The 14,002-nt window shown below is 57.0% G+C and carries 12 protein-coding genes; 3 read left to right on the forward strand and 9 right to left on the reverse strand.

What is annotated here, in order from left to right:
• Position 1 precedes the first annotated feature (1 nt).
• Positions 2-826 (reverse strand): aldo/keto reductase, encoded by an 825-nt coding sequence (locus G6L01_RS18455; protein WP_070163519.1) that lies wholly within the window; start codon positions 824-826, stop codon positions 2-4.
• A 184-nt stretch (positions 827-1,010) separates the two neighbouring features.
• Between G6L01_RS18455 and G6L01_RS18460 the strand changes: the two genes are divergently transcribed.
• Positions 1,011-1,916, forward strand: coding sequence for a LysR family transcriptional regulator (locus G6L01_RS18460; RefSeq protein WP_070163440.1), 906 nt, complete (start codon positions 1,011-1,013; stop codon positions 1,914-1,916).
• Between the two features lie 180 nt (positions 1,917-2,096).
• Positions 2,097-2,582 carry a transcription elongation factor GreA gene (gene greA / locus G6L01_RS18465; RefSeq protein WP_070163441.1) on the forward strand — a complete coding sequence of 162 codons (486 nt, stop codon included), beginning with the start codon at positions 2,097-2,099 and terminating at the stop codon, positions 2,580-2,582.
• 145 nt (positions 2,583-2,727) lie between these two features.
• On the opposite strand, the gene melA (G6L01_RS18470) is transcribed toward greA, so the two are convergent.
• The 6 genes from melA (G6L01_RS18470) to melA (G6L01_RS18495) form a co-directional block, all read right to left on the reverse strand.
• Entirely contained in the window at positions 2,728-4,089 is a 1,362-nt protein-coding gene (gene melA / locus G6L01_RS18470) for an alpha-glucosidase/alpha-galactosidase (RefSeq protein ID WP_070163442.1), read from the reverse strand.
• Positions 4,090-4,114: 25 nt separating this feature from the next.
• Entirely contained in the window at positions 4,115-5,782 is a 1,668-nt protein-coding gene (locus G6L01_RS18475; protein ID WP_070163443.1) for an ABC transporter ATP-binding protein, read from the reverse strand.
• Positions 5,783-5,794: 12 nt separating this feature from the next.
• Positions 5,795-6,913 (reverse strand): ABC transporter permease, encoded by a 1,119-nt coding sequence (locus G6L01_RS18480; protein WP_070163444.1) that lies wholly within the window; start codon positions 6,911-6,913, stop codon positions 5,795-5,797.
• On the reverse strand, positions 6,910-7,923 hold the full coding sequence (locus tag G6L01_RS18485; protein WP_070163445.1) for an ABC transporter permease: 1,014 nt from the start codon (positions 7,921-7,923) through the stop codon (positions 6,910-6,912). The genes G6L01_RS18480 and G6L01_RS18485 overlap by 4 nt, the downstream gene beginning before the upstream one ends.
• Positions 7,924-7,996: 73 nt before the next feature.
• Positions 7,997-10,084 (reverse strand): ABC transporter substrate-binding protein, encoded by a 2,088-nt coding sequence (locus G6L01_RS18490; RefSeq protein WP_070163446.1) that lies wholly within the window; start codon positions 10,082-10,084, stop codon positions 7,997-7,999.
• Positions 10,085-10,198: 114 nt separating this feature from the next.
• Positions 10,199-11,671, reverse strand: a complete 1,473-nt coding sequence (gene melA, locus G6L01_RS18495; protein WP_070163447.1) for an alpha-glucosidase/alpha-galactosidase — start codon at positions 11,669-11,671, stop codon at positions 10,199-10,201.
• Positions 11,672-11,861: 190 nt separating this feature from the next.
• Between melA (G6L01_RS18495) and G6L01_RS18500 the strand changes: the two genes are divergently transcribed.
• On the forward strand, positions 11,862-12,809 hold the full coding sequence (locus G6L01_RS18500) for an AraC family transcriptional regulator (protein ID WP_070163448.1): 948 nt from the start codon (positions 11,862-11,864) through the stop codon (positions 12,807-12,809).
• Between the two features lie 82 nt (positions 12,810-12,891).
• On the opposite strand, the gene G6L01_RS18505 is transcribed toward G6L01_RS18500, so the two are convergent.
• Positions 12,892-13,284, reverse strand: a complete 393-nt coding sequence (locus G6L01_RS18505) for a hypothetical protein (RefSeq protein ID WP_070163449.1) — start codon at positions 13,282-13,284, stop codon at positions 12,892-12,894.
• Positions 13,285-13,385: 101 nt separating this feature from the next.
• A complete protein-coding gene (locus G6L01_RS18510) occupies positions 13,386-13,880 on the reverse strand; it encodes a hypothetical protein (protein ID WP_070163520.1) in 495 nt (164 codons plus the stop codon).
• Positions 13,881-14,002: the final 122 nt, after the last annotated feature.

The raw sequence follows: 14,002 nt of genomic DNA on the forward strand, positions 1-14,002 counted from the left end.
TTCAGGCGTTCCAGTCTGGCGCCAGACCCGGGGGGCTGACGAGACGGCCATCGGGGCGTGCCAATTTGCTGATCGAGGCCATCTCATCTGCGCTCAGCTGGAAATCGAATACGGCAAAATTTTCCGCGACCCGCTCAGGCTTGGCGGTTTTGGAAAGCACGACAAAACCCTGTTGGATCGACCAGCGCAAACCGACCTGCGCGGCGCTCTTGCCGTGCTTTCTGCCGATCTCCTGAAGCAGCGGATCGCCTGGAACCTTGCCGTCAGCCATGCCGAAATAGGTGGTGATCGCAACACCCGCCGCCTTGGCCGCTTCCGCCATGACGCGCTGATCAAGATAAGGATGCAATTCGATCTGGTTGGTGACGATCGGCGCCTTGCTGCGTGCGAGCGACTCCTTCAACTGGGTGATATTCTGATTGCTGACGCCAATGAACCGCGTTTTGCCTGCGGCCTGCACCGCGTTCAGCATGTCGATCTGGTCTCCAATCGCTATCTTGTCGGCTGGCCAGTGCAGAAGCAGCAGATCGACCCGGTCGACTTTCAATTTATCGAGGCTTTCCTCGACCGACGCCCCAAACTTCACTGGGTCATAATTGTCTACCCACACCTTGGTGGTCAGGAACAGGTCGTCTCGACGGGCACCTGCCGCCTGAAGTGCGCGGCCGAGAGCAGCCTCGTTCTGGTAGATGTGGGCGGTATCGAAATGCCTGAAGCCAGCCTCAAGTGCCGCTGGTACGACCTTTTCCACCTCTTCGTCGGACATCCTGAATACTCCAAGGCCGAGCGCCGGAATATGGGCGCCATGCGCCGTAACTGTCTGCATCATTGTCTCCTGATGTTGTGTCTGCCGGCTCGTGCCGCTGCGCGTCGACCTATGGCTGGGCTTAGGCGTCCCTTCGCGTGCAGAAAATTTCGCCATGCAGGATAGGTATGCGCCTGAAAGGCACTTGATAACCGGTCCATTCTCCACTTTATCTGTGAAGCCTATTCACAGATGGAGATCCTCAATGGATAACCGGGCTGGCGAGATGCAGGTTTTCACGAGGGTGGTGGAGGCGGGTAGTTTTTCCGAGGCCGCACGCCTGCTGCAGATGACGCCGTCAACGGTCAGCAAACTCCTCAATCGGATCGAGCAACGATTGGGCGTCCGATTGCTGGAGCGGTCGACACGCCGACTGTCGCTGACCGACGAGGGGCAGATCTATTACGAACGCAGTCTGGTCTTGCTGGCCGACCTCGACGATATCGAGCAGGAACTGTCTAAGGGTGCGGCCAGTGCAGGCGGAACGGTGCGGGTCAATGCCTCGGTTGCGTTTGGCGTGCTTGGTCTCGAACCTTTATTGCCCGCCTTCTGGCAAGCCCATCCCAACATCATTGTCGACCTGTCGCTGTCCGATGACATCATCGACCTCTATATGGAGCGGACCGACGTCGCCTTCCGGGTGGGCAGTTTGCAGAATTCGACGATGATGGCGCGTCGCATCGGCGTCGCCCGCCGCAAGATCGTCGCAGCCCCCGCCTATCTTGAGAGCCACGGCATGCCCCAAACCATCGAGGATCTCGGGCAGCATAATTGTCTCGGGTTCAACTTCCGCAGGATAGCACCAGTGTGGCCTTTGAGGGAGAGTGGCCGGATCGTCGATCGCGCCGTCCATGGATCGCTCGTTGCCAACAACGGAGAGACGGTGCGACGCATGGCGATTGCAGGCGTCGGGCTCGCCCGCCTCGGCGATTACCACGTCCGCGCCGATCTGGAAGCCGGACGTCTGGTCGAGGTTCTTGCTTCGGCGGTGGAAGGTGACGAGGAGGAGATCAACGCCCTCTATCTCGGAGGACGCCGCCTAGCGCATCGCGTCCGTGTCTTTCTCGATTTCATGGCACCGCGCCTTCAAGGTTTCCTGCAACAGCGATAGTTTTCTGCTGAGGGCGTTACGAGTACACAGCGTGTCACGCTAGAATGTCCCGTACGGTGATCGCTGCGCGGTTGTTTTTTCGGTGTCCTCGGGTTCGGCATTGGCCGTTAGAGTTTGCCTTGGGAAACGTGGAACCTCCTGGACGGTAGGGGCTTATAAAGTTTTGAATAGAGATCGAATATGAGTGTTGCATTTACCAAGGAAGACAGTGCGGAAACGGCAGCTGAAACGCTACTGCCCGAGCGCCCGATTTCGCCACATCCGAATCTTGTGACGGAATCGGGATTAAAAGCGCTGGAACGGCAACGTTTGCAAGCACGTGAGGCCTATGATGCCGCACGGGCAATTGAAGACGTCAATGAACGTCGTCGGCAGATGGCCGGCCCTTTTCGGGATTTGAACTACCTTGAAGAGAGGCTTCACACGGCTCAGGTCATGCCCGATCCGACCGCCGCAGATCATGTTGCTTTTGGGACTACCGTGACGTTCACCCGGGATGATGGGCGCGTCCAAACTTATCGTATCGTCGGCGAAGACGAAGCAGACCCAAAAGCGGGATCGATCTCCTATGTCTCCCCGGTGGCAAGGGTGCTTATCGGCAAGGCTGTCGGTGATGTCGTCAATCTTGGTGATCAAGAGCTTGAGATCACGGCTATCTCGCCGTGATCTGGAGCGAATGCAAAACGATGGGTCATCGGTTGCCGGTATCAGCGCTGATGAGACAGAATTGAACGATCGCACCAGCGAAAAGTGGACACCGGTTTTCGCTAGAGCCTGTCAGGTTCCATCTGAACCTGACAGGCTGTCGTCGTTAAGCTACCCCACCGATGCGGGCCCATTGTGGAATCCACTGGTCGTGAGCCTTCAACAGGTCCGTCGTCAATGACCAGATCTGGTCGAGGTCGAGTTCGGCTGCCGTATGCGGGTCCATCATCGCGGCGTGATAGAGGTGTTGGGGGTTTTCGTTGATCAAGGCAGCCACCGTCAGTTCCTGCACGTTGATATTGGTGCGCATCAGGGCCGTCAGTTGCGGTGGCAGGGCGCCGATGGTGGTAGGCTGAATGCCGTTATCATCGACAAGGCAGGGCACTTCCACGGCGCAGTTGTCCGGTAGCGAGGTGATGCAGCCGTTGTTGCGCAGGTTGCCGTAAATCACCGAGGGTTCACCCGTCCAGACTGAGTTGATGATCGAGGAGGCATATTCCTTCGATGGTTTGACCTCGATCTTGTCTGCGGAACGATAGGCGGCGGCTTGATCTTTCCATCGCTCCACCTGCTCAATGCAGCGCTTGGGATATTCATCCAGTGGAATGCCGAATTTCTCGATCAGGTCTTCGCGGCCTTCCTTGATGAAATACGGCGTGTATTCGGCAAAATGCTCCGAGCTTTCGGTGACGAAATAGCCAAGGCGCGTCAGCATTTCATAGCGCACCTTGTTGGGGCAGCGCGGGTTCCAGGTGGGCTTGGGCGCGCGGCCTTCCCGGTAGCCGCGCAACAGATCAGGATAGAGATCACGATAGGAGCCATCCGGCTGGCGGTGCTCGAAATTGAGGTAAAACGCCATGTGGTTGATGCCAGCCGAGCGATAGCGGATGTCCTCATAGGGAATGGAGAGATCTTCCGCCAATTCCATCGCCGTGCCCTGCACCGAATGGCACAGGCCAACCTGTTTTATAGCCGGATATTTCTCGGCAATCGACCAGGTGTTGACGGCCATCGGGTTGACATATTGCAGCATGATCGCTTGCGGGCAGACCTGCATCATGTCCTCGCAAATGCTCCACAAATGCGGCACGGTGCGTAGGCCCCGCATGATGCCACCGACACCCAGTGTGTCGGCAATGGTCTGGCGAAGGCCATATTTCTTCGGCACCTCGAAATCGGTGACGGTGCAAGGCTCATAACCGCCGATCTGAAAGGCGACGACCACGAAGTTGGCCCCCTCCAGCGCTTGACGCTGATGGGAAAAGGTCTCCACCGTGGCGGATGCGCCAAAGGTGGAAATCAGCTTTCTGGCAACAACTTCGCTTTCTTCCAGACGCTGCGGATTGATATCCATCAGCGCAATCCGCGCACCTGAGAGTGCCGGACGTTGCAGAACGTCGCCAATGATATTCTTCATGAACACGGTGGAACCGGCACCAATGAAGGTGATTTTGGGCTGTTTTGTCATGATAGGGGTCTCGCTGTCTTAGGGATTATGTGGCGACGTTGAAAGCAGCTCTGACGAGCCGCTGGGTGTAGGCGGTTTGGGGATGGCTGAGAATGTCCTCAACAGGTCCCTGCTCGACGATCTGCCCGTGCTGCATCACCGCAACCCGGTGGCAGAGGGCACGAACAACTTTGAGATCATGGGAGATGAAGAGATAGCTCAGGCCCTTTTCGTCCTGCAACTTGCGCAACAGGTCGATGATCTGGGCTTGAACGGACAAATCGAGCGCCGATGTCGGCTCATCCAGCAGAATGAATTCCGGCTCCAACGCCACGGCACGGGCGATGGCGATCCGCTGGCGTTGACCACCGGAAAATTCGTGCGGGAAACGCGACAGGATATTGCCGGGCATTCCGGCGCTGATCAGCGCCTCGCGCACGCGGTCCAGCCGCTCGCTGCGGCTTGCACCGATATTGTTGACGACGAGCCCTTCCTCAATGATCTGGCCCACCGACATGCGCGGGTTGAGCGAGGAAAATGGGTCCTGAAACACCACCTGCATACGGGAGCGCAAGGGCCGCATCTGTTCGCGGCTGTTGTTCTCTATCGCTTGGCGGTCAAACAGGATCTGGCCGCTATCAACGCTCATGAGTTTGACGAGGGCTTGGCCAAAGGTGGTTTTGCCGGAACCACTCTCTCCCACCAGACCCAGCGTTTCATGCCGGTGCAGGGTGATGGAAAGGCTGTTAACGGCCACCAGCTCTTTCAACTGTGGTTTGAAAAAACCACCATGCTTGAGCATGAACGACACGCGCACATCGCGGCCTTCCAGAATGGTGGCAGAGCCGACCGGCATGGGATTGGCCATGCCCTTGGGTTCCGAGGCCAGTAGATGGCGAGTGTAGGAATGCTGCGGATGTTCAAACAGCGCCGCTGTGGTGTTGTGCTCCTTCACTTCGCCATTCTGCATCACATAGACATAGTCTGAGAACTGCCGAACAACCGTGAGATCGTGGGTGATCAGGATCACCGCCATGCCCAGGCTTTTTTGCAGATCGCGGATCAGGTTGAGAATCTGCGCCTGCACCGTCACATCCAGCGCCGTGGTTGGTTCATCGGCAATCAGCACATCCGGGTTATTGGCCAGCGCCATGGCAATCATGATGCGCTGGCGCTGACCACCCGACAATTGATGCGGATATTGGTTGAGACGGGCCTCCGGCTCCGGGATTTGCACCTGCCGCAACAGCTCCAAAGCGCGGGCAAAAGCCTGTTTGCTGCTCATTTTCTGATGCACGCGGATGGCTTCCGCGATCTGTGTGCCGATGGTGTAGACCGGATTGAGCGAGCTCATCGGCTCCTGAAAAATCATCGAGATGCGATTTCCCCGCAGCGCCCGGCGCTGACGATCCGAAAACTTCAGGATGTTTTGCCCATCATAGGCAATACTGGAGCGGGCCGACAAAGTTGCGCGCTTGGTCAACAGCCCCATGATGCTGCGGGCCGTGACCGACTTACCAGAGCCAGATTCGCCAACCACAGCAATGGTTTCACCTCTATAAAGCTGGAAGGAGACGTTCTTGACCGCCTCCACCGTGCCACCTTCGACCTTGAAGGAGACGGCCAGTTGGCGGGCGTCGATAATCGGCGTGCCCAGAAGGCTGGTGTGATCGTGCCTCCGATCAGGCGCCAATGCATTGGTGGTGTTTGGCATGACTTGGCCTCCTCAATAGGGGTCAACGGCGTCGCGCAGACCATCGCCCAGCGCATTGAACGCAAACACGGTGATCAGCACGAAAGCCACGGGAGACAGGATCCACGGATAGGACCCGATGACGGAATAGGTCGAGGTATCCTGCAACATCAGGCCCCAGGAAATTAACGGCGGCTTCACCGCAAAGCCCAGAAACCCAAGGAAGGATTCCAACAGCACCACGCTTGGAATGGCCAGCGTCACGGACACGATGACATGGCTCATCACATTGGGAAAAATATGCTGAAGGATGATGCGCCGATCCGTGGCCCCGATGGCCATGGCGGCCCGCACATAATCAATGCGGGCCAGCGCCAATGTCTTGCCGCGCACTTCGCGGGACATCTGCGCCCAGCCCAGCGCCGACATGACGATGATGACAAAGCCGAGAAACACGTTGGTGGGAGCGGTGACCGGGATCAGCGAGGTCAGTGCCAGATAAAGCGGCAATTGCGGAAAGGCCAGAACCAGCTCGACAAAACGCTGCATCCAGATATCGAAGCGGCCACCATAATAGCCGGAGACCATGCCAACCGTTGTGCCCACCACGGTGACGATAAACACCACCGTCAATGCGATCATCAAGGACACGCGGGAGCCGTAAAAGATGCGCGACAGCACATCGCGGCCAAATTTATCGGTGCCGAGAAAATTCACCGGCGTGCCATCCGTTGCGCCGAAGAAATGCCAATCTGTGGGCAAAAGACCGAACAGATTGTAGTTGAAACCCTTGACGAAAAAGCCGAGATTGACGGGGTTTTCAAAGTCTGGCCCTGAAATGGGCTGGAAGGTAATAGGGTCAAGCGCCGTGCTTTCCCCGAGCGGATAGGTGCGGGGCCATACGAGATTGCCCTGCTGGTCGGTGATGCTGATAGTCTGCGGTGGCGCAAAGGCGGTGCCGGTCAGTTTCGGATCGACGGGGGCGAAAAACTCGGCAAACACCACCATCAGCATCAGCAGGCAGACGAGCACCAGGCCCATCATTCCGGTCCATGAGCGCCGCAAACGTCGCCAGACCAGTGCCAGATAGGTCTCATTGCCGTGAGTGTTGGCAGAAGAGGACATGGTTATGGTTTGAACATCGGCTTTCATGCGTGCGCCCCTCCGCCTAACCGAACTCTGGGATCAAGAAGCACCAGCAGCATGTCGGCAATGATATTACCAACAATCAGTGTGGCAGAGAGAACCAGCATGAAGGTCGCGGTGACATAGACATCGCCGACCCACATCGAGCCGACAATGGCTGGGCCGACGGTTGGCAGGGCAAAAATAATCGCGGTTTCAATCTCGCCCGTCAGCATATAGGGCAGTACCACGCCCTGATACATGATCAGCGGATGCAGCGCATTTGGCACCGCATGACGCAAGATCACCTGCCGCTCGCTGAGGCCCTTGGCGCGGGCGGTTTCGACATATTGCGCGTTCAGTGTATCCAGCAGATTGCCGCGCATGACGCGCATATTATAGGCCAGCCCGCCAAAGGTTGCGATGGCAATCACCGGCCACACATGCTGCAACAGGTCTACGAATTTGGCAAAGGACCAAGGCGCTCCGCCATATTTGGCGGAATTGAAACTGTTGATTTCCGTGACGTTGAAATGGAACACCATGATGTAGACGATGATCAGCGCCATCAAGAAGCGTGGCACGGTCATGCCCAGAAATGAAACTCCGGACAGCAGACTATCCACCCAGGTATATTGCCGGGTTGCCGCCAGAATGCCGAAGGTGATGCCGATGACGGAGGCGAGGATATGGCAGACCAGCGCCAGCGCCAACGTTCGGGGCAAGCGCTCGCCCACCACTTCCGACACGGGTTTGTTGTAGAACAGGCTGTGGCCAAAATCGCCCCGGGTGACGATGCCGGTGATCCAGTTGATATATTGAACGGGGATCGGCTTATCCAGCCCATTGGCGATCTTATAGGCCTGCGCCTGCGCATCGGCAGCTTCAAACGACGCGCCGCCCTGATTGATCATCTGGGAGCGGATGTAGTCGCTGTAATCCCCCGGAGGGGCCTTGATGATGGCAAAAGTCACGACGCTGAGAACAAACAGCACAGGAATGGCAGAGGCAATGCGCACAAGCAGAAATCGGAACATGGGAACGTGCTCTCTTGTGTTTCAGGGAGTTGCCTTCAGCCTGCGCAGAATTCACAGGCTGAAGCGCTGCTGATCAGTTGAGAGGTTTGTTTTCACCGGGCTTGCCGGGAAGCTGGTTCTTGAACAGTTCGAAATCACCCTGCTTGTCTGCTGCGACAAACATGCGTTCGCGGATGATGGTGTCTTCCGCCCAGTTGAACATGAAGATCGGAGCGCCCACCGGAACGTTGGAGAACCGCTTGTTGATGATCAGCGCACCCGGATATTCCGTCAGTCCGATGGTATCGACATTTTCGGTGGCGATCTTCTGATACTGCTTCATCAAATCCCGTCGCTCGACATTGTCCTGAGAGGAAATGAACCTGTTGACGATGTCAACCAACTGCTTCTCATAGGGCATAAGATCAACCGTGCCGTCCTTCCCCGCGCGGTGATGCCCGCTAGTGCGTGGCCCGGTCGGCGCCAGTTGCGCGGTGTTTTGCACCACTGATGTCATGTCGGGATCATTGCGGCGGATCATCCAATCGAACCGACCGCCAAAATTGGCCTGATCGCGTTTGACACCATCCATTGAGTTCAGCACCACTTTCAGGCCAAGCTTTTCCATCTGGCCAATCACACCTTCGGCAAGGTTGCGATCGGTTCCATAGTCTGAAGTGGAGAGCAGAACGATCTGCACATCCTGACCACCCGCCACGTCTGCCGGGAAGTTGACGAAGCCGTCGCCATCGGTATCCTTCAGCCCGGCCTTGGCCAGCAGCGCCTTGGCACCGGCGAGATCGAAGGGATAATAAGCGGTCGATTGGCGATCATAAAAGCTCGTTCCTGACGACAATCCGCCCGGATAAATGGCGGTGAACGGTCCCTTGACGAGAGATTCCCCGATCTTCTTACGATCAAGGGCCATGGTAATGGCTTTGCGGAAATCGGCATTGCGGTTCATCTCACGCACCGCCTGACCGCGCGTATCTGGATCACCCCAGCCATTGGCCGAATAGTTGAGCCGCAGATTATAGCCGATCAGACGCGCGCCAAAGGCAAGGCGGGAAGGGGCCGATGGCTGCGCCGCCCGCTTCAGGCTTTCAACAAAATTCTCCGGCTGCTCAAGATTGGACAGGTCGCCAGAGCCGGCAATGGCCTGCACATCGCGGTCGGCCCATGTCGAGAGCTTGTAGTGAATCTCATTGATATAGGGCAGTTGATGCCCCTGCTCATCCACCTTCCAGTAATAGGGATTGCGGCGCAGCACGATCATATCATCAGAACGATAGGACACGGGCACCCAGGCACCCATCACCGGAATGTTCATATATTCAGGCGGAAAGCCGTTTTTATACTGATCATAGGTGAAGTCCTTGGCATATTTCGGGTGTTTGGTTTTGAGGATATGGGCCGGGCCGGGGCAGAATGTTCCGTAAGCCATGGCGAACAGATATTGCCGCGGAAATGCCTCCTTGAAGGTCCATTCGACGGTATAATCATCAATGGCCTTCAGTGTCGTGCCTTCACCAAAGGTTTCGGGCGTTGCGCCATTCAAGGGCGTGACATTTCTGTCCAGCACATTGTCATTCCAGTAGAACATCACATCATCAGAGGTAAACGGTACCCCATCCGACCATTTTGCGCCCTCAATCAGATGCATGGTCAGCTTGTGTCCATCCGCAGACCAATCCCAGCTCTTGGCGAGATTAGGCAAAGGTTCGACATCATCGGCCTTCACCTGAAACAGCGGGGCTGTACGCGTCAGGCATTCGGACATGGCAATATCGATACCGCCCCAGCCTTGGGTCTGGCCCGCCGAATAGTTCCAGCCCTCGGGCCTGCCACCAATCACGTGGCGCAAGGTATCGCCATAGACGCCGATGCCGTCGGGCATATTGCCGGTTTTGAACACCAGAGGCTCTTTCGGCAGCCGCTCCTTCACCGGCGGCAGTTTGCCGGTTTTGACGAATTTCTCCGTCACCCAATCCGGCTCGCTGTAATTCGGCAAGGCCTTGAACTCCTCAATGGAGTCACGCGGCACATAGGTGATCTTGCCTTGCCCCGGAAAGGGCGGAGCCTCGGGCACCACAGTCGGCTCGGACGCAAAGGCTGCAACAGCAAAAACCGACACGCCGAGCAACAGGGCAGCGGACTTTCCGGTATGGATGACGCTTTTCATGATGGTTGTTCCCTCCTCACTTCTTATAGCTGTGCCGCAAAATGCGCGGCGCTCCCTTGCGGGTCATGGCATCCAGTCCCTCCTCAGAAACCGGATGTCATGCTTTTGTCTGGATCAGCTTGCTGCCTTCAGCTTTGTCGCTTGTTTTTCGGCCCGCAATTCATCAATGGAGCGCACATCGCGGCGGGCAACGCCCTTCCAGTCGCGTGTCTTGACGGTGGCGCGGCTCAGGCGTTCTTTGGCCTGCGGAATGGCATGGGCATATTGCGGCAGCCATTCGGCCTGAGCCACCACCATTTCATCCACCATCTGCCAGACTTCTTCCGGCGTGCAGATCGCCCCCACCAGCGGATCATGCAGCACTGCGAGTTTCAGAAGATCGATATCCCCCGAAATAGCCGCGTGCACTGACATCCGCTGGACATTGATGGAGGAAATGCAGGTGGCTGCACAGGCTTCCGGCAGGGTGATACCCGCCACCATGTTGATACCGAAGCGATCGACAAATCCGGGCGATTCAATAATGGCATCCGAGGGAAGATTGTTGATGATGCCATTGTTTTTCACGTTGAAATGGCCGCGATAAACCCGCCCGGTTTCCAGCGCTTCCAGAATATGGCTGGCATGTTCATTGGAGCGTTTGGCCGGGTCCAGCGGCTTGCCCGCACTTTCCAAAAACTGCGGAAACTCGGTTTCAAACCAATTACGGGTCTCGGTCGAATAGCGCAGATAACCGCCGGTCTCGCCGTGAATCCAGTCGGACATATCAATCCAACGGGTAATCTCTTCCGGCCGCTTGCGATACCATGGCAGATATTCCGACAGATGGCCGTTGCTCTCGGTCGAATACACCCCGAAGCGTTTCAAAACATCGATACGCAGTTTTTCCTGCTGCGAGAATATCGGATGGGCCTCAAACGCATCGATCAGCTCCTGCTTGCCAATCTTGCGGCCCTTGACGCGCACATCGACAAACCAGGTCTGGTGGTTGATGCCAGAGCAAATGTAATCCAGCTCGCCCGGACCCGCCCCCAAAATCTCGGCAATCTGCTCTGCGCCATGCTGCACACCGTGGCAAAGCCCGATCGTATCGACCTTGCCATATTCAATCGCCGCCCAGGTATTCATCGCCATGGGGTTGGCGTAGTTGAGGAATTTTGCGCCCGGCTCGGCCAGTTCGCGGATATCCTTGCAGAAATCCAGAATGACCGGAATATTGCGCTGGCCATAGAGAATGCCGCCTGCGCAAATCGTGTCCCCCACACATTGATCGACGCCATATTTCAGTGGAATGCGGATATCATCAGCATAGGCCCCAAGACCGCCGACGCGCACGCAGCTGATAATATAGCGCGCCCCGGCAATGGCGTCGCGGCGATCCGTAGACGCCGTCACCTTGGCAGGAAGCCTGTTTGCCTCGACAATTCGATCCAGAATTGTCTTGATCATATCAAGATTGTGCTGGCTGATATCCGCCAAGGCGAATTCCACATCGTGAAACTCCGGCACGCTCAAAAGGTCGGTGAAAAGTTTCTTGGTAAAGCCGACGCTGCCAGCCCCGATGATGGCGATCTTGAAGCTGCTCATACAATGCTCCTCCACAGGTGTTAGGCCGTTTTGTCTCGAGAGGGTAAAATTGATTCGCACAGGCGACATGAAGCGCCCCGTCGATGCCGGTCGCATTGCTTGCGAATATTGCCGCGATCAATGTATATTTTCCTCTTGGGCGGCATTATCTGTAAAATCGTTCAGACCACCAGAGAGGTATTATGCTTTTATGGGTAATTCTGTGCTAAAGACGATGATTGACGCTGGGCCGATCATGCGCACCGTTTCGCTGCCTCGGGGGCGCCATAGTCTGCATACCATGCCGACAAGCACAGGCTATGAAGTGCGCAGCGATGCCACTTATGACTGGGATGGCAGGAAGCGCGGGCAAACACCGTTTACCGTTCTTCAGCACACGATCTCGGGCGCCGGAAACCTGCGCTATGAAAACAGCACCTATCGGGTCATGCCGGGCCAGACATTGCTGGTCCTGGTGCCGCATAATCACCGATATTGGCTGGAGCCCGGCGGGCGCTGGGAGTTCTTCTGGATCTCGATGAATGGCGAGGAAGCGCTGCGAATCCATAACGCGATCCTCACGGCCATGGGACCGATTATCAATCTGAACCAGCAGACCGTCGAGCATCTTGCCGATTGCAGCCAACGCCTCATTGCCGGGGGCGCGGACACGCCGGGACGGGCCTCTGCCATCGCCTATGAGGCCGCCATGGCGCTTTATGATGATGTTTTCGGCTCACATCCGACCTTGAGCGCGGAATATCGCACAATGCAGCATGTCATCGACCATATCTCGGCCAATCTGGATCAGTCTCTTTCCGTTGAGCAACTGGCGGCAGTGTCCGGTCTCAGCCGAGCCCATTTCTCACGGGTCTTTGCTGCGAGCGAAGGCATGCCGCCAGCGGAATTCGTGCTGCACAAACGTCTGAAAAGAGCGGTCAAACTGCTGACAAAGGGCTCGCATCTTTCCGTAAAGGAGATATCGACGATGTGCGGCTTCGAAGAGCCGAACTATTTCTCCAAGGTTTTCAGGCGGCATTTCGGAGCCAGTCCGACCGAGTTTAGAACGACCGGAATGTACTCAAGCATGGTGAAGAGCGTTGTTGAGGCTGAGACAAAACCGGCTCGATTTCATATGCCGGACGTGCAGGAACCATGAGGTGCAGGCGTTTTACACCATTGCCGTCGGGGCTTGTTGTCGCACGGCTACCGGCCCGTGCGACAACAAGGATCGTCAATGCTTAGGGATGCGCAGGTCCATTCAACCGATCAATAACCTGAAGCAGGATATCGGCGCAGGCCTTCATCGGCTCATCGTCAGCGCATTTGATGTCGATCCTGGTGTCGCCATCCTCAACCCGGAAATGGGCTGCCTTTGAAGGTGGCGGCGGCGGTGGTGGGCGATGGCCACGGGGACCCAGCGGGCCTTCTGGGCCACGCGGAGGCGGCCCTGCACGCTCTTCCGGCCCGGCTGGCATGCCTGGTGGCGGCGGCGGGGTTGCGGCATCGGCGTCGGGAGCCATGGCGCCCGCAATGGGTGGTGCTGGCGGCGGCGGCGGTGCTGGCGGCTGCTGGGCAAATGCGGTTCCGGCCAATGCAGCAAGAGCGACGGCGGAAAGAATGTATCGTTTCATAGGATTTATCCTTTGGTGCGTTGAAAAGCGCATCACTTAACGTGACAAACGACTATTGGTTCAGGCGACTATTGGTTCAGGTTGCTGATGATCCAGGCAGTTCAGGGGGCAGGTTTATTGGCGAAGTCACCAAACGGTCTATGCGGCGGCGGGCCTGGCGGGCCAAGAGCCGCTGTCTTCCCGCTGCCATCGACAAGGTAGCTCGCATGCACGAAGCCATCGTCAAACCGACCCTGGATGGTCACGACGTCATCCTTCGTGACAAGGCCGCCACCGTCTCCAGCCGGTCCGGTTTCAACCAGCGCCTTGCCGCTGTCGTCTTGCAGGATGAACTTGTTGCCGTAAATCTCGCTGACTTTTCCCTTGATGGTGACCAGGCTTGATGTCGGCATCGTTGAGATAGCAACAGGAGACATTGGAGCCATTTCGGGGGCGGGACGCACCAGCTTCATTGCACCGGCTCCCCCAACCGCGCCGATAGCGAGCGCCACGGCGATTGCGGGAAGAGCCATCCAGTATCGTTTCCGTCGTTCGTGCGGAGGAGAAGGCCTACCGGCTTTTTCCGGATGCTCGTCGCTAGGATGTTCGACCGTCATCATTCATTCTCCTTGGTGTTGACCAGAGCATGTCCGAATGCAAAACCGCTGCATACTGTGTTGGAACTGCCTTAGAGTCTGTAGTGTTCGTTTGTCTTTCGGGAAAACCGGTTTCCACTTCC

Source organism: Agrobacterium vitis, assembly GCF_013337045.2.
Lineage (GTDB): Bacteria > Pseudomonadota > Alphaproteobacteria > Rhizobiales > Rhizobiaceae > Allorhizobium > Allorhizobium vitis_B.

Excerpts from the sequence above, each read along its gene's own strand:
- G6L01_RS18505 (WP_070163449.1), bottom strand. The coding sequence starts at position 13,284 with ATGAAACGATACATTCTTTCCGCCGTCGCTCTTGCTGCATTGGCCGGA.
- G6L01_RS18460 (WP_070163440.1), top strand. The coding sequence starts at position 1,011 with ATGGATAACCGGGCTGGCGAGATGCAGGTTTTCACGAGGGTGGTGGAG.
- G6L01_RS18510 (WP_070163520.1), bottom strand. The coding sequence starts at position 13,880 with ATGACGGTCGAACATCCTAGCGACGAGCATCCGGAAAAAGCCGGTAGG.
- G6L01_RS18475 (WP_070163443.1), bottom strand. The coding sequence starts at position 5,782 with ATGCCAAACACCACCAATGCATTGGCGCCTGATCGGAGGCACGATCAC.
- G6L01_RS18485 (WP_070163445.1), bottom strand. The coding sequence starts at position 7,923 with ATGTTCCGATTTCTGCTTGTGCGCATTGCCTCTGCCATTCCTGTGCTG.
- G6L01_RS18480 (WP_070163444.1), bottom strand. The coding sequence starts at position 6,913 with ATGAAAGCCGATGTTCAAACCATAACCATGTCCTCTTCTGCCAACACT.
- melA (WP_070163442.1), bottom strand. The coding sequence starts at position 4,089 with ATGACAAAACAGCCCAAAATCACCTTCATTGGTGCCGGTTCCACCGTG.
- G6L01_RS18455 (WP_070163519.1), bottom strand. The coding sequence starts at position 826 with ATGCAGACAGTTACGGCGCATGGCGCCCATATTCCGGCGCTCGGCCTT.
- G6L01_RS18500 (WP_070163448.1), top strand. The coding sequence starts at position 11,862 with ATGGGTAATTCTGTGCTAAAGACGATGATTGACGCTGGGCCGATCATG.
- G6L01_RS18490 (WP_070163446.1), bottom strand. The coding sequence starts at position 10,084 with ATGAAAAGCGTCATCCATACCGGAAAGTCCGCTGCCCTGTTGCTCGGC.
- greA (WP_070163441.1), top strand. The coding sequence starts at position 2,097 with ATGAGTGTTGCATTTACCAAGGAAGACAGTGCGGAAACGGCAGCTGAA.
- melA (WP_070163447.1), bottom strand. The coding sequence starts at position 11,671 with ATGAGCAGCTTCAAGATCGCCATCATCGGGGCTGGCAGCGTCGGCTTT.